Origin of the sequence: Streptomyces sp. NBC_00203, from assembly GCF_045206325.1 — a bacterium.
Taxonomy (GTDB): domain Bacteria; phylum Actinomycetota; class Actinomycetes; order Streptomycetales; family Streptomycetaceae; genus Streptomyces; species Streptomyces lutosisoli.
Map to the genome: position 1 here is coordinate 8,951,899 of NZ_CP108126.1, position 24,642 is coordinate 8,976,540.

Below are 24,642 nucleotides of genomic sequence, written 5' to 3' on the forward strand. Positions count from 1 at the left end.
CCCGATTGCGTCGCGGGATGCGCTCGGATGCCGTCAGAAGTGTTTCGGATGCCGTCGGAAGTGTTCACGGACGTCGTCTGAAGTGTTCAGGGACGTCGGCCGAGCGGCTTCGAAGGAGTCGTCAGAGCAGCGTGAGCTGGGTCGGCTCCTGGGGCGCGGGCGGCTCGGCGGGGGCGGTGATCCTGCGGGGCATCCCCGCGCGCGCGGGACCGATGCCGTACTCCTGGGCCAGCTCGTGGACCTGACGGGTGATCCGGCGCTGGTACCACTTCGGGGCGTAGGCGCCCTCGGCGTACAGCCGCTCGTAACGGCGTACGAGGTACGGGTGGTGGTGCTCCAGCCAGGCCATGAACCACTCGCGGGCGCCGGGCCGAAGGTGCAGCACCAGTGGCGTCACCGAGGTGGCGCCGGAGGCCGCGATGGCGCGTACGGTGGCGCGCAGCTGGGCCGGATGGTCGCCCAGGAAGGGGATCACGGGGGCCATCAGGACGCCGCAGCCGATGCCGTGGTCGGTCAGGGTGCGCACGACGTCCAGGCGGCGCTCCGGGGCCGGTGTGCCCGGCTCGACGGTGCGCCACAGCTCGGGGTCGGTGAAGCCCACGGAGACGGAGATGCCGACGTCGGTGACCTCGGAGGCCTGCTTCAGGAGGTCGAGGTCGCGCAGGATCAGCGTGCCCTTCGTCAGGATCGAGAAGGGGTTCGCGTGGTCGCGCAGGGCCGCGATGATCCCGGGCATCAGCCGGTAGCGGCCCTCCGCCCGCTGATAACAGTCGACGTTGGTGCCCATCGCGATGTGCTCGCCGTGCCAGCGGCGCGAGGCGAGCTGGCGGCGCAACAGGTCCGGCGCGTTGACCTTCACCACGATCTGCGAGTCGAAGTCGAGTCCCGTGTCGAGGTCCAGATAGCTGTGCGTCTTGCGTGCGAAGCAGTAGACGCACGCGTGCGTGCACCCCCGATAGGGGTTGACCGTCCACTCGAAGGGCATCCGGGAAGCCCCCGGCACCCGGTTCACGATCGACCGCGCCCGGATCTCGTGGAAGGTGATCCCGCGGAACTCCGGAGTGTCGAAGGTGCGGGTGGTCACCGCGTCCGCGCCGAACAGCGCGGCGTCCGTAGCGGGGTCCCCGGCGGGGCCCACTGTGAGGTTCTCCCAGCGCATGACGCCTCCTCGATAGCACTGGCCACAGAATAGAACACATGTTCCCTTGATCGTGCGACCTCGTTTTTCGTGCCCTACCGGGACCCCCGATTTGGGTGGCTCGACCGCCTGGTGGTTGGCTGGCCGCACACCCCCGAGGAACCAATTGCTGGAGGAAGTGCCATGGCGCAGGTCGAGGCCACGACGGAGCGGGTCATCGCGGCGGACGCGGAGGCGGTGTTCGACGCCCTGGCCGACTACAGCGGCACGCGGGCGAAGCTGCTGCCCGAGCACTTCAGTGAGTACGAGGTGCGTGAGGGCGGCGACGGTGAGGGCACCCTCGTCCACTGGAAGCTCCAGGCCACCAGCAAGCGCGTCCGTGACTGCCTGCTCGAAGTCACCGAGCCCACCGACGGCGAGCTCGTCGAGAAGGACCGCAACTCCTCGATGGTCACCACCTGGCGGGTCACCCCGGCCGGCGAGGGTAAGTCGCGTGTCGTGATCAGCACCGTCTGGAACGGCGCGGGCGGCGTCGGCGGCTTCTTCGAGAGGACCTTCGCGCCCAAGGGACTCGGCCGGATCTACGACGCGGTGCTCGACAAGCTCGCCACCGAGGTGGAGAAGTAGCCCAAGAGGCGACTCCGCGAGGGCGCACCGTCCAAGAGGCAACTCTCCAGGGCGTGTTGCGCCCTCACCGTTTCGAGTGGATCTCCCTGTCGTGCGACGGTACGCCGTAACTCGTCGCGCTTACTCGCAGTTGTCGCGATAAGCGGGAATTGTGCAGTAGGCGCGACGAGGGGAGCGGTACGTGGGCGGGATCACTCTGGTGAAGGACCAACCGGCTGCCGCGCCCCCGCAGAAATCCACTGAGGCGCCGGCCGGGCCTGTCCAACTCGGACCGCGCCAGGTGCGGTTGGTCTTCTTCGGACTCATGCTCGCCCTGCTGCTCGCAGCCCTGGACCAGATGATCGTGGCCACCGCGCTCCCGAAGATCGTCGGGGAGCTGCACGGCCTGGACAAGATGTCCTGGGCGATCACCGCCTATCTGCTCACCTCCACCGTCGGACTCCCCGTCTACGGCAAGTTCGGCGACCTCTTCGGCCGCAAGGGCGTCTTCCAGTTCGCGATCGCCGTCTTCGTCGTCGGCTCGGCGCTCGCCGGATGGTCGCGCACCATGGACGAGTTGATCGCCTTCCGCGCGATCCAGGGCATCGGCGCGGGCGGCCTCATGATCGGCGTGCAGGCGATCATCGCGGACATCGTGCCCCCGCGCGAACGCGGCCGCTTCATGGGCCTGATCGGAGCCGCGTTCGGCCTCGCCTCCGTTGCCGGCCCTCTACTGGGCGGCTACTTCACGGACCACCTCTCCTGGAGGTGGTGTTTCTACATCAACGTGCCCTTCGGCCTGGTGACGCTGGCCGTCGTCACCGTCGTACTGAGGCTGCCGAAGCCCACCGCCAGGGGACGCGTCGACCTGCTCGGGGTAGTGCTCCTCGCCGCCGCTTCAACGTGCGTGGTGCTGCTCACCAGTTGGGGCGGCACCGAGTACGCGTGGGGCTCGCGGGTCATCCTGGGGCTCGGGGCGGGCGCGCTCGCCGCGACGGTCCTCTTCTTCGTCGCCGAGCGTTTCGCGGCCGAACCCCTCATCCCGCTGCGGCTGTTCAGGGACGGGGTCTTCAACGTCACCGCGCTGGTGGGCCTGGTCATCGGCGTGGCCCTCTTCGGAGCCGCCAGTTACCTGCCCACGTTCCTTCAGATGGTCGACGGGGCCAGCGCCACCGAGTCCGGGCTCCTGATGCTCCCCATGATGGGCGGCATCGTCGGCACCTCGGTCGTCTCCGGGCAACTCATCAGCCGCACCGGCCGCTACAAGGTCTACCCGGTCCTCGGCAGCGCCCTCTCCGCCGTCGGCATGTGGCTGCTGTCGCGCCTCGAAGCCGACACGCCACGCCTGCACTACAGCATCTGGATGGCCGTGCTGGGCGCGGGCATCGGCATGGTGATGCCGGTTCTGGTCCTCGCCGTGCAGAACTCCGTACGCCCGGCCGACCTCGGTACCGCGACCAGTGCCAACAACTACTTCCGGCAGATCGGCGGCAGCGTCGGAGCCGCCGTCTTCGGCACGCTCTTCGCGGGCCGGCTCGCCGACGCGCTCGCCGATCGCCTCCCCGCGCGCGCGGGCACCGGAATTCCGGACTCCAAGTCCATCACCCCCCAGCTCGTCCACGCGATGCCCGCCGCCCTGCGTGACGACTACATCGGTGCCTACGCGGACGCCATGCCGCGGATCTTCCTCTACCTGGTGCCGGTGCTCGTTCTCGGCCTGCTCATCGCCTTCTTCCTCAAGGAGAAACCGCTGGTGTCCCACAACGCTCCCACCGCCGACCCGGAGTCCGCGCAGGTGAACGCCCAGATTCCGCACGCCCGTTCGGCGTACGCCGCCGGGATTCCCGTCTGCGGCACGGTGCAGCACCCCGACGGCACCGTCGTGCCACGCGCCGCGCTCACCCTCATCGACGTCGCGGGACAGCAGATCGGCCGGGGCGCCAGCGGTGAGGACGGGCGGTACGCGCTGTCCACGCCCGGCTCGGGGTCGTACATCCTGATCGCCGCGGCGGGCGGCCACCAGCCGCAGGCCGTCTCGGTGACCGTCGGCGAACGTCCCGTGGAGCTGGACGTCGTGCTCGGCGGCGCCGGACGCCTCGCCGGAAGCGTGCTGACCGCGGACGGCACCCCGGTGCGCGAGGCCACCGTCACGCTCACCAATGTGCACGGCGAGGTGGTGGCCACCACCCGCAGTGGGCGCGAAGGCGGCTATGTCATCACGGAGCTGGTGGCGGGCGAGTACACCCTCGCCGCCAGCGCCCCCGCGTTCCGCCCGGCCGCGCTCCCGGTCACCGTCCAGGCCGCCCGCGAGACCCGCCAGGACGTCGAACTCGCCGGCGGCGCCGTGCTGCGCGGCACCGTACGGGCGGGCGGCGGACGGCCCGTCGAGGACGCGCGCGTGACGCTCCTGGACGCCGCGGGCAATGTGGTGGACACGCTCACCACGGGCGCTGAGGGAACGTTCCGGTTCGTCGACCTGTCCTCCGGCGAGTACACCGTCATCGCGGCCGGCTATCCGCCGGTGGCCACCGTGCTCCAGGTAGCCGGGGGCGGCAGGACGGAACGGGACTTGCAACTGGGGCATGAAGACTAGGGAGGACTGGACAAGACCAGGGAGACAAGACGGGATGAGACCACTGGGGATGGGGGCGTGACGGACCGGGCGGGTGGGGCGTGAGGCGGCCCGCCGTGCGCCGGAGCCGCCCCCGGAGAGGTCAATTCCCGTATTGCCACACATGGCAACGGGCCACCGCCGTACGGTAGTGGAGGCGGCACAGATCTTGCGGAGCCGTGGGAAGAAAGGGCCTGGGCCATGGACCGTGGCACCGAAGCGGGCGCAGCTCCCAGCCGTGAAGCTGGCAACGGCGCGGCGGAGCACGCCGCCGTCGGCCGCATCCCGCTGGCCGTGGTGACCGTGGACCGTGACGGTCTCGTCTCGCACTGGAGCACCGGCGCCAGGCGCCTGTTCGGCGCCCCCAAGGAGGACGCGGTGGGCCGCCCCGCCGTCGACCTGCTCCCCGTCTCGGGCGCGCTCCCCGAGGACGACGACACAGCGCCCTACGGGGCCTACGCGGCGTACGACGGACTCGGCCCCGACCTGGAGTCCTCCCTCGACGGACGGCTCTCCTACCCGGCCGCCGGGCGGGCCCGCCTCACGGCGGCCGGTCACGACCGGATCGACGTCCTGTGGTGGGCCTATCCCCTGGTGGGGCCCGGACGGGAGCGGCTGCTGGTGCTCGCCGCCGACGCGGCCGCGATGCGCCACGAGGGCGACGGCAGCGACGGGGCGGCCGTCGAGCGCATCGCGCCCGGCTTCGCGCTGCACACCGACTTCCCCGGTGCCGAGGCGCTGGCCCGCCGGCTCCCCGAGATTCTGCCCAGCATGAGCGTGGGCGAGAGCGCCCGCATCGTCGCGCAGGTACTGGAACTGGGCTATCCCGTCCTGGAGTTCAGCCAGAACGACCGGGTGCCCGTCACCCCCGACTGGGGTGTGCCCCGGCGGACCGAGCGCAAGGCGCGCCGTGAGCGGGCCGCCCGCGCGGCGGCCTCCGGCGCGCCCGTGCCGCAGGACGTCGTGGACGACGGCGAGGACCTCGAATACGTCGCCGTGCGCGAGCGCCTGGAATTCCTCAACGACGTCAGCGGCCGCATCGGCACCTCCCTCGACCTGACCCAGACCATTCTCGAGGTCAGCCGCGCCGTCGTGCCGCGCTTCACGGATGTGGCGGGCACATACCTGCGCGAACAGGTCGTCGCCGGTGAGGGTTTCCCCGAAGGGGTACCCGACACCACCACCATGTGGCACCGGGTTGCCCTGGAGCACACGGACGAGCCCGGCCGCTGGGACGACGTCGTGCCGGTCGGCGAGGCCATGCCCTTTCCGGCGCACACACCGTTCTTCCAGTGCATGACCACCGGTGAGCCCGTCCTCGTGCCGCACATCAGTGAACAGATGGGGCACATGATCGCCGCGCAGTTCGAGAAGCGCGACATCAGGCCGCTCATCACCAACCGCTCCATGCTGGTCGTGCCCCTGAAGGCCCGCAATGTGGTCCTCGGGTTCATGATCCTGCTGCGCCACCCCGAGCGCGTCGAGTTCAATGACATGGACCGGGTCACCGGCGCCGAACTGGCCGCCCGCGCGGGCCTCGTGCTCGACAACGCGCGCATGTACACCTACCAGGAGAGCGTCGCCGAGACCCTCCAGGACAGCATGCTGCCGCACATCGCGCCCCGCATGGCCGGCTGTGACATCGCGACCCGCTATCTGCCCGGCACGCTCCTCGGGCGCGTCGGCGGTGACTGGTTCGACTCGGTGAAGCTGCCCGGCTCGCGCACCGCCCTGGTCGTCGGCGACGTGATGGGCCACGGCCTCAACTCGGCCGCGATGATGGGCCAGTTGCGCACCGCGGTCCAGACCATGGCCGCGCTCGACCTGCCGCCCGCCCAGCTGCTGCGCAACCTGGACGACCTGGCCCAACGGCTGGGCGACAACTACCTCGCGACCTGTCTGTACGCCGTCTACGACCCCATCGCCGGGGAGCTGCAGATCGCCAACGCGGGCCACATCCCACCCGTTCTGGTCCGTGCCGAGGACGGACGCAGCGAGCTGCTCGAACTGCCGACGGGCGCGCCCATCGGAGTCGGCGGAGTGCCCTTCGAGGCGGAGCGCGTGCGTGTGGCGCCCGGCGACCGGCTCGTGATGTGCACCGACGGACTGGTCGAGGTGCGCGGCGAGGACATCGGCGTCGGCCTCGCGACGCTCTGCGAGTCCGCGGCCCACCCGGCCGCGTCCATGGACGACGCCTGCGACACCATCATCAGAGCGCTCAACACCCGTGGTGGCCGCAAGGACGACGTCGCCCTGCTGATGGCCCGGCTCAACGGCATCGCCTCCGAAGCCGTCGCCGAGTGGCGGCTGTCGCTGGACCCGATCGAAGTGGGCAGGGCACGCGCGGTGGTACGCGAACAGCTGCATGTGTGGGGCCTGGCAGGCCTCGCCGACAGCGCCGAGCAGATGGTCAGTGAGCTGGTCACCAATGCCGTACGGCATGCGCACAGCCGTCAGATAGAGCTGCGGCTCGTCCGGGGCGACACCCTGCTGTGCGAGGTGGACGACGACGACCACACGCTGCCGACGCTGCTCAGCGCGGGACCCGGCGACGAGTTCGGGCGCGGCCTGCGCGTCGTCAGCACGCTGGCCCGCGAGTGGGGGACCAGCCGGACCAGCGCGGGCAAGACCGTGTGGTTCGAACTGACGCTCCCGCGTCGCTGACGTGTTCCCGCGCCGCCCGGGAAGGGCGGGGCGCACGCGGTGTGCGAGGGCGTACGGGTATCGAATGAGCCGTGAAGGAATGCGCCGCCCGCTTGTCGCTTCGCGCCGGGCGCGATAGACCGATCTGGCCTGCCAGGTCCCGGCGGGCCGAGGTCGCAACCTGGGGAGCGGGCATGAGTGTGACGAGCCGGTACAGGCAAGCCTGGGAGGGCTTCTGGAGCGAGGCCTCCGACGAACAGGGGGCGGTCTTCTGGGACTCCGAGCCCGCGCTGACCGTCGGCGTTCATCTCGCCCTCTTCGAACCGTACTTGGCCGCTCCCGGCCTGCCGGTCGTGGACCTGGGCTGCGGCAACGGCACCCAGACCCGCTTTCTGGCCGACCGCTTCCCGCACGTCGTCGGCGCCGACCTGTCGGCCGCGGCGCTGGACCACGCCCGCCACGCCGACCCGGCGGGGCAGGCCGTGTACCGGCTGCTCGACGCGGCCGAGAAGACCGAGGCGCAGACGCTGCACGCGGAGCTCGGCGACGCCAACCTCTATATGCGGGGTGTGCTCCACCAGGCCGAGCCGGACGACCGGCAGCCGTTGGTGGACGGCCTGGCGACGCTGGTGGGGGAGCGCGGCCGGGTCTTCCTCGTCGAACTCGCCGAGGCCGCGGGACTGGTGCTGAGGGGCCTTGCACAGAGCGCCGACGGCCCGCCACCCAAGCTCGCCCCGGTCTTCCGGCACGGCATCGCCCCCGGCGAGGTCGCGGACGCCGCCGTCCCCGAGTACCTCCGCGCCGCGGGCCTCACGGTCCTCGCGAGCGGCGAAACCCCCCTGGTCACGACCGAGTACACGGCCGACGGCTCGCGTATCGAACTGCCGTCGAAGTGGCTGGTGGCGGGGCGTACCGGGTGATGTCAGTGGTCTGGGCCGGTGAGACTTATCCACAGGCTCTGCCGGGCCCGGGCCGAAGCGCGTACGGTTTCGAGCATGAAGATCCTCATCAGCGCCGACATGGAAGGCGCCACGGGTGTGACCTGGCCGGCCGACGTGCTGCCGGGGACTCCGCAGTGGGAGCGGTGCCGCTCGATGTTCACCTCGGACGTGAACGCCGCCGTGCTCGGCTTCTTCGACGGCGGCGCCGACGAGGTGCTCATCAACGAAGCCCACTGGACCATGCGGAACCTGCTCCTTGAGCGGCTGGACCAGAGAGCGGAGATGCTCACCGGGCGGCACAAATCGCTGTCCATGGTGGAGGGAGTGCAGCACGACGACGTGGACGGCATCGCCTTCGTCGGCTATCACGCGGGCGCCGGCATGGAGGGCGTCCTCGCGCACACCTACCTCGCGAACTCCCTCACCGGCGTATGGGTCAACGACATACGGGCCAGCGAGGGGCTGCTCAACGCGCACGTCGTCGCCGAGTACGGGGTGCCGGTCGTCCTGGTCACCGGCGACGACGTGGCCTGCGAGGACGCGCTGGGGTACGCCCCCGAGGCGCTGAAGGTCGCCGTCAAGGACCATGTGTCCCGCTACGCGGCCGTGTGCCGAACGCCCTCCAGGACGGCCGCCGAGATCCGGGCCGCCGCCAAGGAGGCCGCCTCGCTGGCGGTGCGTCACGAGCCGGTCGTCGGCGGCCCGTTCACGATCTCGATGGAGTTCGACGCCGAGCACCTGTCGATGGCCGCCACCGTCGTGCCCGGTGTCGAGCGCATCGGGGAGCGCAAGGTGGCGTACACCAGCGACACCATGTACGAGGGGATTCGTACCTTCAAGGCGGTCACCACGATCGTCTCGGCCGCGGTGGAGGAGCAGTATGGCTGACGCACACGCTCTCGACGATGACGCGCCGGCTCTCGGCGACGACTCACTCGCTCTCGACGAAGTCGTCCGGTTCACCTCCGATCTCATCCGGATCGACACGACCAACCACGGCGGCGGGGACTGCCAGGAGCGCCCGGCCGCCGAGTACGCCGCCGCGCGGCTGGCCGAAGCGGGCCTGGAACCCACACTCCTGGAGCGTACGAAGGGGCGTACGAACGTCGTCGCCCGCATCGAGGGCACCGATCCGTCCGCCGACGCGCTGCTCGTCCACGGCCATCTGGACGTCGTGCCCGCGCAGGCGGAGGACTGGAGCGTGCACCCGTTCTCCGGGGAGATCCGCGACGGGGTCGTCTGGGGGCGCGGCGCGGTCGACATGAAGAACATGGACGCGATGATCCTGGCCGTCGTCCGTGACTGGGCGCGCGGTGGGGTACGGCCTCGCCGTGACATCGTCATCGCGTTCACCGCCGACGAGGAGGCGAGCGCCGAGGACGGCTCGGGGTTCCTCGCCGACGAGCACCCCGGTCTCTTCGAGGGCTGCACCGAGGGCGTCAGCGAGTCGGGGGCCTTCACCTTCCACGACGGTGGCGGCAGGCAGTTGTATCCGATCGCCGCGGGCGAGCGCGGCACCGGCTGGCTCAAGCTCACCGCACGTGGGCGTGCCGGGCACGGCTCCAAGGTGAACCGGAGCAACGCGGTGACGCGACTCGCCGCCGCGATCGCCCGGATCGGGGCGTACGAGTGGCCGCTGCGGCTCACCCCGACCGTGCGCGCCGCACTGACCGAACTCGCCGCCCTCTACGGCATCGACGGCGACCTCGCGGACCCCGAAGGCATGGACACCCTCCTGGACAAGCTCGGGCCGGCCGCCGCGCTCGTCGAGGCGACCGTCCGCAACAGCGCCAACCCGACGATGCTGAGCGCCGGTTACAAGGTCAACGTGATTCCGGGGGAGGCCGTCGCGTATGTGGACGGCCGCTATCTGCACGGCTGCGAGGACGAGTTCCGCACGACCCTCGACCGGCTCACCGGACCGGACGTGGAGTGGGAGTTCCACCACCGCGAGGTGGCCCTCCAGGCGCCGGTGGACTCCGTGACGTACGTGAAGATGCGCGCGGCCGTCGAGGAGTTCGCGCCCGAGGGGCATGTGGTGCCGTACTGCATGTCGGGCGGCACGGACGCCAAGCAGTTCTCGCGCCTCGGCATCACCGGATACGGGTTCGCGCCCCTGAAGCTTCCGGAGGGCTTCGACTACCAGGCCCTCTTCCACGGCGTCGACGAGCGCGTGCCGGTCGAGGCGCTCCACTTCGGCGTCCGTGTCCTCGACCGCTTTCTGCGCACGGCCTAGGGGGACGAGATGCAGACCCTTGCGTACGGTTCGTGGCCCTCGCCGATCGACGCGACGCTCGCCGCCGCGCACGACGGGCACCCCGAGTTCGTGGGCTTCGTCGGCGACGAGGCCTGGTGGACCGAGCCCCGGCCCACGGAAGGCGGGCGGCGCACACTCGTACGGCGGAAGGCCGACGGCACGGAGGAGCCGGTACTGCCGGCCCCCTGGAACGTACGCAGCCGCGTCATCGAGTACGGCGGTCACCCATGGGCCGGGGTCATGCGCCCCGAGGGCCCCCTGGTGGTCTTCGTGAACTTCGCCGATCAGCGGCTCTATCGGTACGAAGCCGACGGCGAACCACGTCCGTTGACCCCCGTGTCACCCGTGGGCGAGGGACTGCGCTGGGTGGACCCGCAGTTGATGGTGGAGCGGGGTGAAGTGTGGTGCGTCCTTGAGGAGTTCACCGGGGACGGGCCGACGGACGTACGGCGCGTCGTCGCCGCGGTGCCGTTGGACGGATCGGCGGCGCAGAACCGGGACGCCGTACGGGAACTGACCGACGGGCGGCACCGGTTCGTCACGGGCCCTCGGATCTCGCCCGACGGCAGGCAGGCCGCCTGGCTCGCCTGGGACCACCCACGGATGCCGTGGGACGGGACGGAGGTGGTCCTGGCGGATGTGGCCGAGGACGGCACGCTGCACGCCGTGCGGTCCGTCGCCGGCGGCCCCGAGGAGTCCGTGGTCCAGGCCGACTGGGCCCCCGACGGCACCCTGCTGTATGTCAGTGACCGCACCGGCTGGTGGAATCTGTACCGGCTCGGCCAGGACGGCGAGGGGACGGCCGTCTGCCCGCGCGAGGAGGAGTTCGGCGGGTCGCTGTGGCGGATCGGGTACCGCTGGTTCGCGCCGCTGGCGAGCGGGCTGATCGCCGTCGTGCACGGACGCGGCGCCACCGCGCTCGGGATACTGGACCCGGAGACCGGCGAGGTCGTCGACGCGGCGGGCCCCTGGACCGAGTTCGCCCCGACGCTCGCCGCGCACGGCAGCAGGGTCGTGGGTGTCGGCGCCAGCCCCCGCAGCGCCTACGAGGTCGTCGAGCTGGACGCCAGCACCGGGCGGGCCCGGGTGATCGGCGCCGCGCACGACGACCCGGTGGACCCGGCGCACTACCCGGAGCCGCAGATCCGCACCTTCAACGGGCCCGCGGGGCGCGAGATCCACGCGCACATCTATCCACCGCACCACCCCGGCCATGTCGCCCCCGGCGACGAGCTGCCGCCGTACGTCGTCTGGGCGCACGGCGGCCCCACCGGCCGGGCGCCCCTCGTCCTCGACCTGGAGATCGCCTACTTCACCTCGCGCGGGATCGGCGTCGCGGAGGTCAACTACGGGGGGTCGACGGGACACGGGCGGGAGTACCGCAACCGGCTGCGCGAGCAGTGGGGCGTCGTCGACGTCGAGGACTGCGCGGCCGTCGCGCACGCGCTCGCCGAGGAGGGCACCGCCGACCGGCGGCGGCTCGCCATCCGCGGGGGCAGCGCGGGCGGCTGGACCACGGCCGCGTCCCTGACGAGCACCGATGTGTACGCCTGCGGCACGATCCTCTATCCGATCCTCGACCTCGTCGGATGGGGTTCGGGGGAGACCCATGACTTCGAGTCGCGGTATCTGGAGACGCTGGTCGGGCCGCTCGCGGAGGTGCCAGGCCGGTACGCGGAGCGGTCGCCCACCGAGCGCGCCGACCGGGTCACCGCACCGTTCCTGCTGCTCCAGGGGCTCGACGACGTCATCTGTCCGCCCGCGCAGTGCGAGCGGTTCCTGGCCCGGCTGGAGGGGGAGGGGCGACGCGTGCCGCATGCCTACATCGCGTTCGAGGGCGAGGGGCACGGCTTCAGACGGGCCGAGACGATGGTGCGGGTCCTGGAGTCCGAACTCTCGCTGTACGCACAGGTCTTCGGGTTGAACCCGCCCGGCATTCCCACGTTGGAGCTGGCCAAGTGAGGCCGGTCGCCCAGGAATTGGAGCACACCGAGTGACGTCAGTGACCCCCCTGACCCGGCCCGGGCGTCTGGTCCGCGGAGCCCGTGTCGCCGTCGTCGCGCCCAGTGGGCCGGTGCCGGAGGCGCGGCTGGAGGCGGGCCTCGACATTCTGCGCGGCTGGGACCTCGACCCGGTGGTGGCGCCCCACGTCCTGGACCGGCATGGCGAGTTCGACTACCTGGCGGGCACGGACGCCGACCGGGCCGCCGACTTCCAAGGCGCCTGGTGCGACCCGGATGTGGACGCGGTGCTGTGCGCCCGCGGCGGATACGGGGTGCAGCGCATGGTCGACCTCCTCGACTGGGACGCGATACGGGCCGCGCGCCCCAAGGTGTTCCTCGGGTTCAGCGACATCACCGCGCTGCACGAGGCGTTCGCGACCCGCGTGGGCCTCGCGACCCTGCACGGCCCGATGGCGGCCGGTATCGACTTCATCAAGAACACGCGGGCGCAGGAGCATCTGCGGGCGACGCTCTTCGAGCCGGAGACGGTACGCACCATCACGTCCTCCGGCCCGGCGGCCGCTCTCGTGCCCGGGCGCGCCCGGGGTGTCCTGCTCGGCGGGTGTCTGTCTCTGCTCGCCGCCGACCTGGGCACCCCGCACGCCCGGCCCTCCGCCCGGGGTGGGCTGCTCTGCCTGGAGGACGTGGGCGAGGAGACGTACCGCCTGGACCGCTATCTCACCCAACTGCTGCGTGCCGGCTGGTTCGACGGGGTCGCCGGGATCCTGCTGGGCTCCTGGGCGGAGTGCGCGCCCTACGAGGAGGTGCGGGCGCTGCTGGCCGACCGGCTCGGTGGGCTCGGGGTGCCGATCGTCGAGGAGTTCGGGTTCGGGCACGGGGAGGGTGCGCTGACGATTCCGTTCGGAGTCGAGGCCGAACTGGACGCGGACGCGGGGACGTTGACGCTGGACGAGCCCGCGCTCGCCTGACGAGGGTGGCAGGGCCCGCGACTGCCCCGCACGGCGGGTCACAGCGGTCACCGCGGTCACGGGCCCGGCACGTTCACTGAATCTCCGTCAAGAAACACTGGGCACGGTGATTGACCGCTGCCTGACACGTGTCACAGCATGACTACCGGCCGGTACTTACCGGCCAGTAGTCGGGTTGTCCTCAGCGTGGAGGTCTACGTGTCCCGTCGCTCGCGTGTGCCCAGATCCCGTGCCTCGCTCGCCCTGGCCCTCGGTGCCGCGCTCGCAGCACCGCTCGCGTTCACCGCACCGCCCGCCTCGGCCACGGGCCAGTACACCGTCACCGCACTGAAGTTCACGGTCCAGGCCGGTGGCCGCACCTGCACCATCGACGCCGATCTGTACCGGCCCGCGGGCGTGGACCGCGAGCACACCGCGCCCGCCGTGCTCGCCACCAACGGCTTCGGCGGGAGCAAGTCGGACGGTTCGACGGACGCGATCGGCAAGGCGTTCGCGGCGCGCGGCTATGTGGGGCTCGTCTACTCGGGGCTCGGTTTCGGCAAGTCGGGCTGTTTGATCTCCCTCGACGACCCGCGCATCGACGGCGTGGCCGCGTCCCGGCTCGTCGACTTCCTGGCGGGCACGCGGGCCGCCGACGACGGCACCAAGGCCGACTACGTCACCCGGGACGGCAAGGGCGACCCCCGCGTCGGGATGATCGGCGGCTCGTACGGCGGCGCCGTCCAGATGGCCACGGCCGCCGTGGACCACCGTGTCGACGCGCTCGTCCCGCTGATCACCTGGAACGACCTGGCGTACGCGCTGGACCCCAACAACGCGGCCGGCGCCCTTGATGTGCCCGGCGCCTACAAGTGGCAGTGGGCCAACGGCTTCTACCTGATCGGCGAGGGCCAGCCGCTGACCGCGGCGAACCTGGATCCCTCCCGGATCAACTCCCTGGCCTGTCTGCACTTCGTGAGCGACGCCTGCGACACGATCCGGACCCTGAACTCGGGGAGCTATCCGGCCGCCAGGACCGGACCGCTGCTCAGCTACGCGCGCAGCGTGTCGCCCGTCTCGTATCTGCGCAAGGTGCAGGCGCCGACCCTCCTCGTCCAGGGGCAGGCCGACAGCCTCTTCAATCTCAACGAGGCGACAGCGACGTACAAGACCCTCAAGGCGCAGGGCGTCACGACGAAGATGATCTGGCAGTCGGGGGGACACAGCGGCGGGCTCACCGACCCGGCGGCCGGTGAACTCAACCTCGGCCAGGGCAACTTGGAGACGAGCTACGTCGGCCGGCGGATCCTCGCCTGGTTCGACCGCTATCTCCAGCACCGCAAGGGCGTCGACACGGGCCCCGCCTTCGCCTACTACCGCGACTGGATCGCCGACCCGGACCACACCTACGCCACGGCCCGGCGGGTACCCGCGCTCAGCCAGAAGCTCTACCTCTCCGGAGACGGCAAGCTCGTCGACAACCGTAAGAAGGTCGCGCTCGGCAGCCGGGAGTACCGCAACTGGCTGGTGCCCACGAGCCACTCCGAGAGCTCCCTCGCCGGGAGCGTCGGACTGCCGGACCCGGCGCCGTACGACACCGAGGGCACCTACCTCGGCTGGACGAGCGAGCCCCTGACCCGGGCGGTCGACGTGGTCGGCGCGCCCCGGGCCACGCTGAAGGTGGTGTCGCCGGCGACCGAGCGCGTGCAGAACTCCGACAACGCCGCCGACAAGCTGGTCCTCTTCGCCAAGCTGTACGACGTGGCGCCGGACGGCACCAAGACGCTGGTGCACCGGCTGGTGGCGCCCGTGCGGGTGCCGGACGTCACGAAGAGCTTCACCGTCACGCTGCCCGGGATCGTGCACCGGTACGAGGCCGGGCACCGGCTCCAGTTCGTCGTCGCCGCCAGTGACGACGCGTACTTCGGGAACAAGGGAGTGAAACCGGTGACCGTCACGAGCGCGCCCGGGGACACGGGCACCCTGGAACTGCCGGTCGTCGGGGACTGAACGCCCCCGGCGATCCGGGTCACCCGGAGGAACCTCCCACCGCGCGGGCCGGCACCTCGCGACTCATGCTGAGCGCATGAGTCCGAAGACCTCCGAGAGTGCCGGCGCGAGCGGCGGGAAGAGCCGCGGCGGGCTGCTGACGCCCGGCAGGGTCAGCGTCGTCTCGCTGGCTCTCCTCGCCCTGATCTTCGTCTTCGAGAACACCCGCAGCACCAAGATCCGGCTGCTCATTCCGGAAGTGACCATGCCGCTGTGGATGGCGCTCCTCGGCACCGGGGTGATCGGCGGGCTGTGCGGGGCCTACGCCATGAAGCGCCGAGGCTGAAGACGCGTTCGCGTAGGGTGACGGGATGTCTGAGAACGCCGGTTACCTCGCCGAAGGCCCTCGTGTCGGTATACGCCACTTCACCTACGCGGACGGTGCCGAGTTCACCGCGCGGGCCCGCGAGAGCAAGGATCTGCACCAGCCGTGGCTCTTTCCGCCCGGCAGCGCCGACGCCTATGCCGCGTACGCGGGCCGGCTCATCCAGGATCCGACCAAGGCCGGGTTCCTCGTCTGCGAACGGGACGGCGGGGGCATCGCCGGGTTCATCAACATCAACAACATCGTCGAGGGCGGCTTCCTCTGCGGGGCACTGGGATACGGCGCCTTCGCGCACGCCGCCGGACGCGGGCTGATGGCCGAGGGGCTCGGGCTCGTCGTGCGGTACGCCTTCACCACGATGGGGCTGCACCGCCTCGAAATCAACGCACAGCCGGGGAACGCAGCCTCCCTCGCACTCGCCCGGCGCTGCGGCTTCCGCCTTGAGGGCTTCTCGCCGGACTTCATATACATCGACGGGGCCTGGCGGGACCACGAACGGTGGGCGATCACGGCGGAGATGGTCCGCAACGGCTGACCGGCTGACGGTTGACCGGCCAACCGGCCAACCGGCCAACCGGCCAACCGGCCAACCGGCCAACCGGCCCCACCGGAACGCCCTTCCCGTCGGCCTCCTCGTGGGTGAGGATGAACCCATGCGGAACATCGTGGTGCTGGACGCCCCCTCCAACCTGGGCCTGCGCCCGCCCGCGCCCGGCACCGTCCCCGGCTGCTACAAGCTCGCCGGCGCGCTGCGAGAACAGCGGATCGTGCAGAGGCTCGGCGCCCTGGAAGGCGGGGTGGTCGTGCCGCCGCGCTACGACCGGGGCGACTGGCAGGACGGCGACGGGGTCTTCAACGCGGCCGCCATCGCCACGTACACCCGCAAACTCGCCGACCGCATCGAGCACCACGTCCGCGCAGGTGACCTGCCCGTCGTCCTCGGCGGCGACTGCTCCATTCAGCTCGGCGCCTCGCTCGCACTGCGGCGCATCGGCCGGTTCGGGCTCGCCGCAGTCGACGGGTCGGCCGACTTCCGTCACCCCGGCAACTCGGACCGGATCGGCGCCGCCGGTGGCGAGGAACTCGCCCTCGCGACCGGCCGCGGGCAGGACGACCTCACCAACCTCGAAGGGCTGAAGCCCTATCTGCAAGACGAGGACGTACGCCTCTTCGGCATCCGCGACTACGACACCGACCGGGACGAGCTCGCCGCGCTGAAGATCCCGACGGTGACCGTCGGCGAGTTGCGCGAGTGGGGCGCGGAGGCGATCGCGCGGGCCACGGTGCAGACCCTCGAACTTCCGCACCTGGAGGGCTTCTGGGTCCACCTCGACGCCGACTGTCTCGACCCGTCCGTGATGCCCGCCGTCGACAGCCCGGACCCCGACGGACTGCTCCCCGACGAACTCCTCGCGCTGCTGCGCCCGTTGGTGCGCTCCCCGCACTGCGTCGGACTCAACATCACCATCTACGACCCCGATCTGGACCCGGAGGGCACGGCGGGCGAGCTGCTCGCGGACCTGGTCGTCGCCGCTCTCGCGGAATCCTGACCGGACCCCGTCGTCGTCGGCTTTGCGGAATCCTGACCGGATCCTGACGAGCGGAGACCCTGGTCAGCTCCCCGAAGGCCATGTTCCATGGTCGTCGTGACGACGATCCGACGTGACGTACTGACGCTTCCCGCCGCCGAGTTGGGTCCGAACAACCCGCTCCCGCCGCTGCGGCCCCTCGACGAGACGCACCGCATCGACGAACGCGACCGCGAGGGTCTGCCCCGCGACATGGCCCGGCAGATCGGATACGAGCCGCTGCGCAGTGTCCTGCCGGAGCGCATCCGCGACGGGTACGACAGAGAGCGGGCGCCCCGCGAGACCGATGCGATCGTGATCGAGAACGACCGGCTCCGGGCCACCGTGCTGCCCGGCTACGGAGGCCGTGTCGTCTCCCTCTTCCACAAGCCCTCACAGCGCGAACTCCTCTACCGCAACCCGGTGTTGCAGCCCGCATGCTTCGCCCTCAACGGCGCCTGGTTCTCCGGCGGCATCGAGTGGAACATCGGCGCGACGGGCCACACCACCCTGTCCTGCTCGCCCGTCCACGCTGCCCGCGTCCCCGCCCCCGACGGCGGCGAGATGCTCCGCCTCTGGGAGTGGGAGCGGCTGCGCGACCTCCCCTTCCAGGTCGACCTGTGGCTGCCGGACGGCTCCGACTTCCTGTACGTCGGCGTCCGCGTCCGCAACCCGCACGAGAAGCCCGCGCCCGTGTACTGGTGGTCCAACATCGCCGTGCCCGAGGAGCGCAGGGTACTGGCGCCCGCCGAGGAGGCATGGCACTTCGGCTACGAGCGACGGCTGCGCCAGGTGCCCGTGCCGTCGTACGAGCAAGTCGACCGGACGTACCCCCTGAACAGCACCTTCCCCGCCGACTACTTCTACGAGGTGCCCGACGGGCGGCGGCGCTGGATCGCCGCGCTCGACGACGCGGGCGACGGGCTCGTGCAGACGTCCACCGATGTGCTGCGCGGACGCAAGCTGTTCGTCTGGGGTTCGGGCCCTGGAGGACGGCGCTGGCAGGAGTGGCTGACCGAGCCGGGAACCGGCGGATACTGCGAGATCCAGGCCGGGCTCGCGCGCACCCAGCTCGAACATGTGCGGCTGGACGCGGAGAGCGATGTGTCCTGGCTTGAGGCGTACGGGCCGCTGACCGGGAACGCGGCGGTGGTTCACGGCGCGGACTGGGAGGCGGCGCGGGCCGAGGTCGAGGAACGGCTCCAGGTCGCCCTGTCCCGGGGTGACGTCGACGCCGCGTACGCCGCCTGGGTGCCGTACGCCGACACCGAGCCCGGTGAGGTGCTCGCCGTCGGATCCGGCTGGGGCGCGCTCGAAGTGCTGCGCGCCGCCTACAAGTTGCCGGGTACGCCCTTCGACGAGTCCACCCTCGGTGACGCGCAGGCGCCGTGGCTTGAGCTGCTGCGGTCGGGTGCGTTTCCGGAGCCTCGGCGGGTCGGGCCGCCCGGTGAGACCCTGGTCGCCTCGCACTGGCGGGACATGCTGGAGACCGCGCCCGCCGTACCACTCGCCGAGTACCACCTCGGAGTGGCCCAGTGGCACGCGGGTGATCTGGCGCAGGCCGTACGGAGCTGGGAGCGGGCGCTCGAACTCGCCCCGTCCCTCTGGCCGTTGCTCCGCTGTCTCGCCGTCGCCGACCAGGAGGCGGGCCATCGGGAGCGGGCCGCCGACCGGTACACCGAGGCGTTCGACGATCTGTGCCGGGAGCGGCGGGATCACGGTGCGGTGTGGACTGCGGCTACGGCGGCGCTGGGGCGTGAGGCGATCGGGGCGCTGCTCGCTGTGCGGCGGGTGGGGGATGCGCGGGCTGTGTGGGAGCGGTTGCGGCCCGCTACGCGCGGGCGGGGGCGATTTCGGTTGATCGAGGCGCAGTTGTTGGTGGCGGAGGGGGAGGTGGGGGTGGCGCGGGCTGTCTTCGACGCGGGGTTCGAGGTTGCGGATCTGAGGGAGGGGGCCGAGGTGATTTCCGAGCTGTGGGCCCGGGTTACGGATGAGTCGCTGCCGGAGCGGTACGAGTTCCGGATGCGGCCGCCGCGTGAGTGAACGCGGGGGGTTCCTCGCCCCCGCCGCCCCTACCCGTCCCATCCCTGGGGGCTGCGCCCCCAGACCCCCGCTTAAAAGATTGCGCAGTTCCCCGCGCCCCTTTTAGGGGCGCGGGGAACTGCGCGAGCAACCCCCACCCGCCCGCAGTCGACACACAACCGAACGGGGTCTGGGGCGGAGCCCCAGAAGGATGGGACGGGTAGGGGCGGCGGGGGCGAAGAACCGCGTTGGCTACTGCGTGGCCCGGCGGTCGGCGTACTCGAACACCGCCCCGTCAGGATGCATCACGATCAGGTTGCGCCCCACCGGCGTCGCGACCGGCCCGGCCAGGATGCGGGCTCCCGATTCGCTGAGAACGCGATGGGCTTCGTCGACATCCTTGACGGCGATGGTGGCGGCGACCTTGCGGAGAATGTCCAATTCGGCCTCGGGCCCGCTCATCAGCAGGAAGAAGCCGACCGCGGCGACCGAGACGCCACCACGCTCGAAGCGGAGGGCGCGCCCGCCGGCCAGTCTCTCGTAGAAGGGGACCGAGGCCTCCAGGTCGTCGACGCAGATACGCAGCGTGGCTCCCAGAATCTCCATACGCAGAAGCCTAGTTGGGCCGTGCGCGGGAGGAGATCGTTTCCCACGGACGGCTCCCGAAGCGGCCGGGTCAGACTTCCTTGCGGCAGAGAATCTCTCCGTGCAGGACCGAGAACCAGGCGTCCTCCTGCCGACCCCACTCCCGCCAGGCGTCCGACACCGCACTCAGCTGCTCCGTGGTCGCGTGACCACCCTCCGTGGCGCGTTCCGCGTAGGCCGACGCCAGGGTGCGGTCCGCCCACAGGCCGCTCCACCAGTCGCGCTCGTCCTCGGTGGCGAAGGTCCAGGTGCTTGAGGTGGCTGTGATGTCCCGAATGCCGGCCGCCAGTGCCCACGACTTGAGACGGCGGCCCGCGTCCGGCTCGCCGCCGTTGGCGCGGGCGACCCGCAGGTACAGGTCCTGCCAGTCGGTCATGCCCTGTGACTGCGGGTACCAGGTCATGGCCGAGTAGTCCGCATCGCGGACCGCGATGAACCCGCCCGGCTTGGTCACCCGGTGCATCTCGCGCAGCGCCTGCACCGGGTCGCCCACGTGCTGCAGTACCTGGTGGGCGTGGACCACGCAGAAGGTGTCGTCCGGGTACTCCAGGGCGTGGATGTCCGCGACGGTGAACTCGGTGTTGTCCAGGCCGCGTTCGGCTGCTGCGGTCCGGGCCTGGGCCAGGATCGCCGGTGCGTGGTCGACGCCGGTGACGTGCCCGTCGGGGACCAGTTCCGCCAGGTCGGCGGTGATGGTGCCCGGGCCGCAGCCGATGTCCAGGATCTTCATGTGGGGCTTCAGTGAGTCGAGCAGGTATGCCGCCGAGTTGGCGGCGGTGCGCCAGGTGTGTGAGCGCAGTACGGACTCGTGGTGGCCGTGTGTGTAGACGGCGGTCTCCTGCGACTTCGACATGACCGTTCCCCTTCTCGCCGGTGTCGGTTACCCATCACCGTACGCTCGCATGTCGAATAGTGAGACCTGCGTCTTGCTATATGGACGAGCTCGAAGTGTCACCTCGCCTTCCACTTCCGTGACTTGACCCTCGTACGTCTCCCCGGCCATGCGTTCTTCGCCCCCGCCGCCCCTACCCGTCCCATCCCCCAGGGGCTCTGCCCCTTCGACCCCGTTCGGCTGTGTGTCGGGTGCGGGTGAGTGGGGGCTTGTCGCGCAGTTCCCCGCGCCCCTAAACAGCTGCCGGTCCGCCCCGGGTGCTTTTAAGGGGCGAGGGGAACTGCGCGACCAGCCCCCACCGGCCCGCAGACGACTCTCTTCAGGGGCGCGGGGAACTGCGCAATCTTTTAGCGGGGGTCTGGGGGCGCAGCCCCCAGGGCGGCGGGGGCGAAGAAGTGCTCGGGCCGGCGCCAGGCGAATACGCGTTTGCCCCGTGACCCCGGCTCCCCGGAGAATGCCTCCCCATGGGACATCTCGAAGCCGCACATCTTGAGTACTACCTTCCCGATGGGAGGGCGCTGCTCGGCGATGTGTCGTTTCGGGTGGGGGAAGGGGCCGTCGTGGCCCTCGTGGGGCCCAACGGGGCCGGTAAGACGACGCTGCTGCGGCTGATCTCGGGGGAGCTGAAGCCGCACGGGGGGACCGTCACCGTGACGGGCGGGCTGGGCGTGATGCGGCAGTTCGTGGGGTCTGTGCGGGACGAGACGACCGTACGGGAGCTGCTGGTCTCCGTGGCACCGCCCCGGATCCGGGAGGCCGCGAAGGCCGTGGACGCCGCCGAGCACGGGATCATGACCGTGGACGACGAGGCCGCGCAGCTGCGGTACGCGCAGGCGCTGTCCGACTGGGCCGAGGTGCGGGGCTACGAGTCCGAGACGCTCTGGGACATCTGCACGATGGCCGCGCTCGGCGTCCCGTACGACAAGGCGCAGTGGAGGCTGGTGCGGACGCTGTCCGGAGGCGAGCAGAAGCGGCTCGTGCTGGAGGCCCTGCTGCGTGGCACCGACGAGGTGCTGCTGCTCGACGAGCCGGACAACTACCTCGACGTACCCGGGAAGCGCTGGCTGGAGGAGCGGCTCAAGGAGACGCGCAAGACCGTTCTCTTCGTGTCGCACGACCGGGAGCTGCTGGCCCGGGCCGCGGAGAAGATCGTCAGCGTCGAGCCCAGCCCCGCGGGCGCCGACGCCTGGGTGCACGGCGGTGGCTTCGCGACGTACCACGAGGCGCGGCGGGAGCGGTTCGCGCGGTTCGAGGAGCTGCGCCGGCGCTGGGACGAGAAGCACGCGCAGCTGAAGAAGCTGGTGCTGAATCTGCGGCAGGCAGCCTCCATCAGCCATGAGCTGGCGTCCCGGTACCAGGCCGCGCAGACCCGGCTGCGGAAGTTCGAGGAGGCCGGACCGCCTCCGGAGCCGCCGCGCGAGCAGGACATCAAGATGCGGCTGCACGGCGGGCGCACCGGCGTACGGGCCATCACCTGCAAGGGGCTCGAGCTGACCGGACTCATGAACCCGTTCGACCTGGAGGTCTTCTACGGCGAGCGCGTCGCGGTGCTCGGCTCCAACGGCTCCGGCAAGTCGCACTTCCTGCGCCTGCTCGCCGGCGACACCGTCGCGCACACGGGCGAGTGGAAGCTCGGCGCCCGCGTCGTGCCCGGCCACTTCGCGCAGACGCACGCCCATCCGGAGCTGCAGGGCCGCGCGCTCCTGGACATCCTGTGGACCGAGCACGCCCAGGACCGTGGCGCCGCCATGTCCCGGCTGCGCCGCTACGAGCTGACCGCGCAGGCCGAGCAGCGCTTCGAGAAGCTCTCCGGCGGACAGCAGGCCCGCTTCCAGATCCTCCTGCTGGAACTGGAGGGGTCCACGGCCCTGCTCCTCGACGAGCCGACCGACAACCTCGACCTGGAGTCCGCGGAGGCCCTCCAGGAGGGCCTGGAGGCGTACCAGGGCACGGTCCTCGCCGTCACCCACGACCGCTGGTTCGCCCGCTCCTTCGACCGCTACCTGGTCTTCGGCTCCGACGGCCGCGTACGTGAGACCCAGGAGCCGGTGTGGGACGAGCGCCGGGTGGAACGGGCCCGCTAGGCCGCCCTGTCCAGCGCCCCCTGGGGCCTGTGCTCCTCCGCCGTACGTCTGTGACGGGACGGGGCGACGCGTAGGGAGGCCCGGGGGCCCGGATGTTCGTAGAGTGGAGGGAGACAGGTGAGATCCATGGCTCCTTCCCGGATGCCGCTCGGGGTACTGCTTGCCGGGCGGGTACGCGGACCGCACCGAGGACACGACGAGCGGGGTACCACCATGACCGGAGTCGACCCGGGCCGGCTGGACGACCAGCAGCTGATGAAAGAGCTGGAGACCATCCACCGCACGCGCCACGACACGCTGCTCCACGGTTCGAACGACGCGCTGCGAACCCACAACGAGCGCATGGCCCTGCTGGAGGGCGAGTACCTGCGCCGCCACCCGCGCCGCCCCGTCCTCGCAGGCCGTACGAGGGACGGGGCCCGGGAGCGGGGACCGGCGGGGGCACCGTCGGAATGACCGCCGCGAACCCGCTGCTCACCCGGCACGCGCAGGCCCTCGACCTGTTCGGCGACCGCGTCCACGCGGTCCGGGACGACCAGTGGGACGCTCCCACGCCCTGCGCCGACTGGACGGTGCGTGATCTCGTCAACCATCTGGTCTCCGAGCAGTTGTGGGTGCCTCCGCTGGTCCGCGACGGAGTCACCGTCGAGGCGATCGGAGACACCTTCGACGGCGATGTGCTGGGCCCCGATCCGGCCGCTTCCTGGGACGCCTCGGCCCGCGCCTCCCACGCCGCCTTCAGCGCGCCGGACGCGCTCGACCGCGTCGTCCACCTGTCGTACGCCGACACCACGGCCGCCTTCTACTGCGCTCAGCTGGTGACCGACCTGGCCGTGCACACCTGGGACCTGTCCCGGGCGATCGGTGCCGACGAGCGGCTGCCGGGCGACCTTCTGGAGTTCACGGTCCGCGAGGTCACCCCGTACGCCGCCGACCTCGCGAAGAGCGGGCTCTTCGCCGCGCCGGTGGAGCCGCCGCCCGGAGCCGACGCACAGACCGAGCTGCTGTGCCTGCTGGGACGTGAGCCTTAGCCGGCGAGCAAGAGGGCCGGGTGTGTGCGCCCTCGCGGGCGGCGGCTGCCGTCTCCCAGGCGTCACCCGCTCGGGCGCCTGTGTCCCGCGAATGGTGCCCGGCCGCGCGCGCCGCGCCGCCGGGCGGGCTGTGATGGGCCCCGAGGGGCACGACGGCCGTGCCCCTCGGGAAAGCCGCCCGCCGAAGGAGCCCAGCCCATGCGCCGTACCGCCCGTGCCCTGTTCGCCACCGCCCTGGCAGGTGCCGCCGTGGGCGCCGCCGCGTCGGCCGCGTTCGCGGATCCGGCCGCCGAGGTCAGCCCGGGCTCCGTCGAGCCCGGGGGCACCCTCACCATCTCCGTCACCTGCGACGAGATCGGCGGAGCCCCGCCCGACTTCATCGACGCCACCTCGCAGGGCTTCGAGGAGGGCAAGGTCCAGCTGAGCCGCGTGCAGGGCGACACCGAGAGCGCGGCGGGCGCCGCCTACCGAGGAACGGCCCGTATCCCGTCCGGGCCGTCCGGGGAGAATGTCGACGACGGCTCCGACGCGATGGGCCCCGAGCCGGAGTGGGGCGTCGACGGCGCGTGCCCCGAGCCCCCGGGCGGCCAGAAGAAGCCGTGGAAGGCCTCGTACACCGTGGCCCGTGGCACCAAAGCCGCGAGCGGCATCGCGCAATGGCCCCCGGATGTTCAGCGTCCCCAGGACGTCCAGCGTCCCCCGGACGTCCAGCGTCCCCCGGACGTCCAGCGTCCCCCGTCCGTCCAGCGCGGGGTACACGCCGGCGAGGGTGGCGCCTTCACCGGGTCCGTGCCTGCCCTGGTCGCCGGAAGCGTCCTGATCGCGGGCGCGCTGGGCGCGGCCGTCCACCGGCTGCGCCACAAGGACGCGTCAGCGGACAGTTGACGCTGTGACGGGCACAACCCGACGGGTGGCCATG

At 71.2% G+C, this 24,642-nt stretch carries 20 protein-coding genes; 17 read left to right on the forward strand and 3 right to left on the reverse strand.

What is annotated here, in order from left to right; genetic code table 11:
- Positions 1–121: 121 nt before the first annotated feature.
- Positions 122–1,159 (reverse strand): Rv2578c family radical SAM protein, encoded by a 1,038-nt coding sequence (locus tag OG975_RS39790; RefSeq protein ID WP_406334406.1) that lies wholly within the window; start codon positions 1,157–1,159, stop codon positions 122–124.
- Between the two features lie 162 nt (positions 1,160–1,321).
- On the opposite strand from OG975_RS39790, the gene OG975_RS39795 reads away from it, so the two are divergent.
- The 13 genes from OG975_RS39795 (at position 1,322) to OG975_RS39855 (ending at position 19,092) form a co-directional block, all read left to right on the forward strand.
- Entirely contained in the window at positions 1,322–1,765 is a 444-nt protein-coding gene (locus tag OG975_RS39795; RefSeq protein ID WP_406334407.1) for an SRPBCC family protein, read from the forward strand.
- Positions 1,766–1,946: 181 nt separating this feature from the next.
- Complete coding sequence (locus OG975_RS39800) at positions 1,947–4,337, forward strand: MFS transporter (protein WP_406334408.1); 2,391 nt, start codon at positions 1,947–1,949, stop codon at positions 4,335–4,337.
- Positions 4,338–4,556: 219 nt separating this feature from the next.
- Positions 4,557–7,019, forward strand: coding sequence for a SpoIIE family protein phosphatase (locus OG975_RS39805; protein WP_406334409.1), 2,463 nt, complete (start codon positions 4,557–4,559; stop codon positions 7,017–7,019).
- A 173-nt stretch (positions 7,020–7,192) separates the two neighbouring features.
- The gene (locus tag OG975_RS39810; protein WP_406334411.1) at positions 7,193–7,918 is read left to right on the forward strand and encodes a class I SAM-dependent methyltransferase; all 726 of its coding nucleotides are present in this window, start codon (positions 7,193–7,195) and stop codon (positions 7,916–7,918) included.
- Between the two features lie 75 nt (positions 7,919–7,993).
- Positions 7,994–8,827, forward strand: coding sequence for a M55 family metallopeptidase (locus OG975_RS39815; RefSeq protein WP_406334412.1), 834 nt, complete (start codon positions 7,994–7,996; stop codon positions 8,825–8,827).
- A complete protein-coding gene (locus OG975_RS39820) occupies positions 8,820–10,175 on the forward strand; it encodes a M20/M25/M40 family metallo-hydrolase (protein WP_406334414.1) in 1,356 nt (451 codons plus the stop codon). The genes OG975_RS39815 and OG975_RS39820 overlap by 8 nt, the downstream gene beginning before the upstream one ends.
- Positions 10,176–10,184: 9 nt before the next feature.
- Positions 10,185–12,158, forward strand: a complete 1,974-nt coding sequence (locus OG975_RS39825; RefSeq protein ID WP_406334415.1) for a prolyl oligopeptidase family serine peptidase — start codon at positions 10,185–10,187, stop codon at positions 12,156–12,158.
- 31 nt (positions 12,159–12,189) lie between these two features.
- Positions 12,190–13,128 (forward strand): LD-carboxypeptidase, encoded by a 939-nt coding sequence (locus tag OG975_RS39830; protein ID WP_406334416.1) that lies wholly within the window; start codon positions 12,190–12,192, stop codon positions 13,126–13,128.
- Between the two features lie 186 nt (positions 13,129–13,314).
- Positions 13,315–15,117 (forward strand): CocE/NonD family hydrolase, encoded by a 1,803-nt coding sequence (locus tag OG975_RS39835; RefSeq protein ID WP_406334418.1) that lies wholly within the window; start codon positions 13,315–13,317, stop codon positions 15,115–15,117.
- Between the two features lie 76 nt (positions 15,118–15,193).
- Positions 15,194–15,442 (forward strand): DUF1049 domain-containing protein, encoded by a 249-nt coding sequence (locus OG975_RS39840; RefSeq protein WP_381247126.1) that lies wholly within the window; start codon positions 15,194–15,196, stop codon positions 15,440–15,442.
- Between the two features lie 25 nt (positions 15,443–15,467).
- Positions 15,468–16,016 carry a GNAT family N-acetyltransferase gene (locus tag OG975_RS39845; RefSeq protein ID WP_406334420.1) on the forward strand — a complete coding sequence of 183 codons (549 nt, stop codon included), beginning with the start codon at positions 15,468–15,470 and terminating at the stop codon, positions 16,014–16,016.
- Positions 16,017–16,134: 118 nt separating this feature from the next.
- Positions 16,135–17,031, forward strand: coding sequence for an arginase family protein (locus OG975_RS39850; protein ID WP_406334421.1), 897 nt, complete (start codon positions 16,135–16,137; stop codon positions 17,029–17,031).
- An 87-nt stretch (positions 17,032–17,118) separates the two neighbouring features.
- Complete coding sequence (locus OG975_RS39855; protein ID WP_406334422.1) at positions 17,119–19,092, forward strand: DUF5107 domain-containing protein; 1,974 nt, start codon at positions 17,119–17,121, stop codon at positions 19,090–19,092.
- 231 nt (positions 19,093–19,323) lie between these two features.
- Here OG975_RS39855 and OG975_RS39860 read toward each other — a convergent pair whose 3' ends face one another.
- Entirely contained in the window at positions 19,324–19,677 is a 354-nt protein-coding gene (locus OG975_RS39860; RefSeq protein ID WP_406334423.1) for a VOC family protein, read from the reverse strand.
- Positions 19,678–19,747: 70 nt separating this feature from the next.
- Entirely contained in the window at positions 19,748–20,569 is an 822-nt protein-coding gene (locus OG975_RS39865; protein WP_406334424.1) for a class I SAM-dependent methyltransferase, read from the reverse strand.
- A gap of 503 nt (positions 20,570–21,072) precedes the next feature.
- Between OG975_RS39865 and OG975_RS39870 the strand changes: the two genes are divergently transcribed.
- The 4 genes from OG975_RS39870 (at position 21,073) to OG975_RS39885 (ending at position 24,608) form a co-directional block, all read left to right on the forward strand.
- Positions 21,073–22,692, forward strand: a complete 1,620-nt coding sequence (locus OG975_RS39870; protein ID WP_369263866.1) for an ABC-F family ATP-binding cassette domain-containing protein — start codon at positions 21,073–21,075, stop codon at positions 22,690–22,692.
- A 141-nt stretch (positions 22,693–22,833) separates the two neighbouring features.
- Positions 22,834–23,148 carry a DUF6158 family protein gene (locus OG975_RS39875; RefSeq protein ID WP_406336680.1) on the forward strand — a complete coding sequence of 105 codons (315 nt, stop codon included), beginning with the start codon at positions 22,834–22,836 and terminating at the stop codon, positions 23,146–23,148.
- On the forward strand, positions 23,145–23,723 hold the full coding sequence (locus tag OG975_RS39880) for a TIGR03086 family metal-binding protein (RefSeq protein WP_406334425.1): 579 nt from the start codon (positions 23,145–23,147) through the stop codon (positions 23,721–23,723). The genes OG975_RS39875 and OG975_RS39880 overlap by 4 nt, the downstream gene beginning before the upstream one ends.
- Positions 23,724–23,921: 198 nt before the next feature.
- Positions 23,922–24,608 (forward strand): hypothetical protein, encoded by a 687-nt coding sequence (locus OG975_RS39885; RefSeq protein WP_406334426.1) that lies wholly within the window; start codon positions 23,922–23,924, stop codon positions 24,606–24,608.
- Positions 24,609–24,642 lie beyond the last annotated feature (34 nt).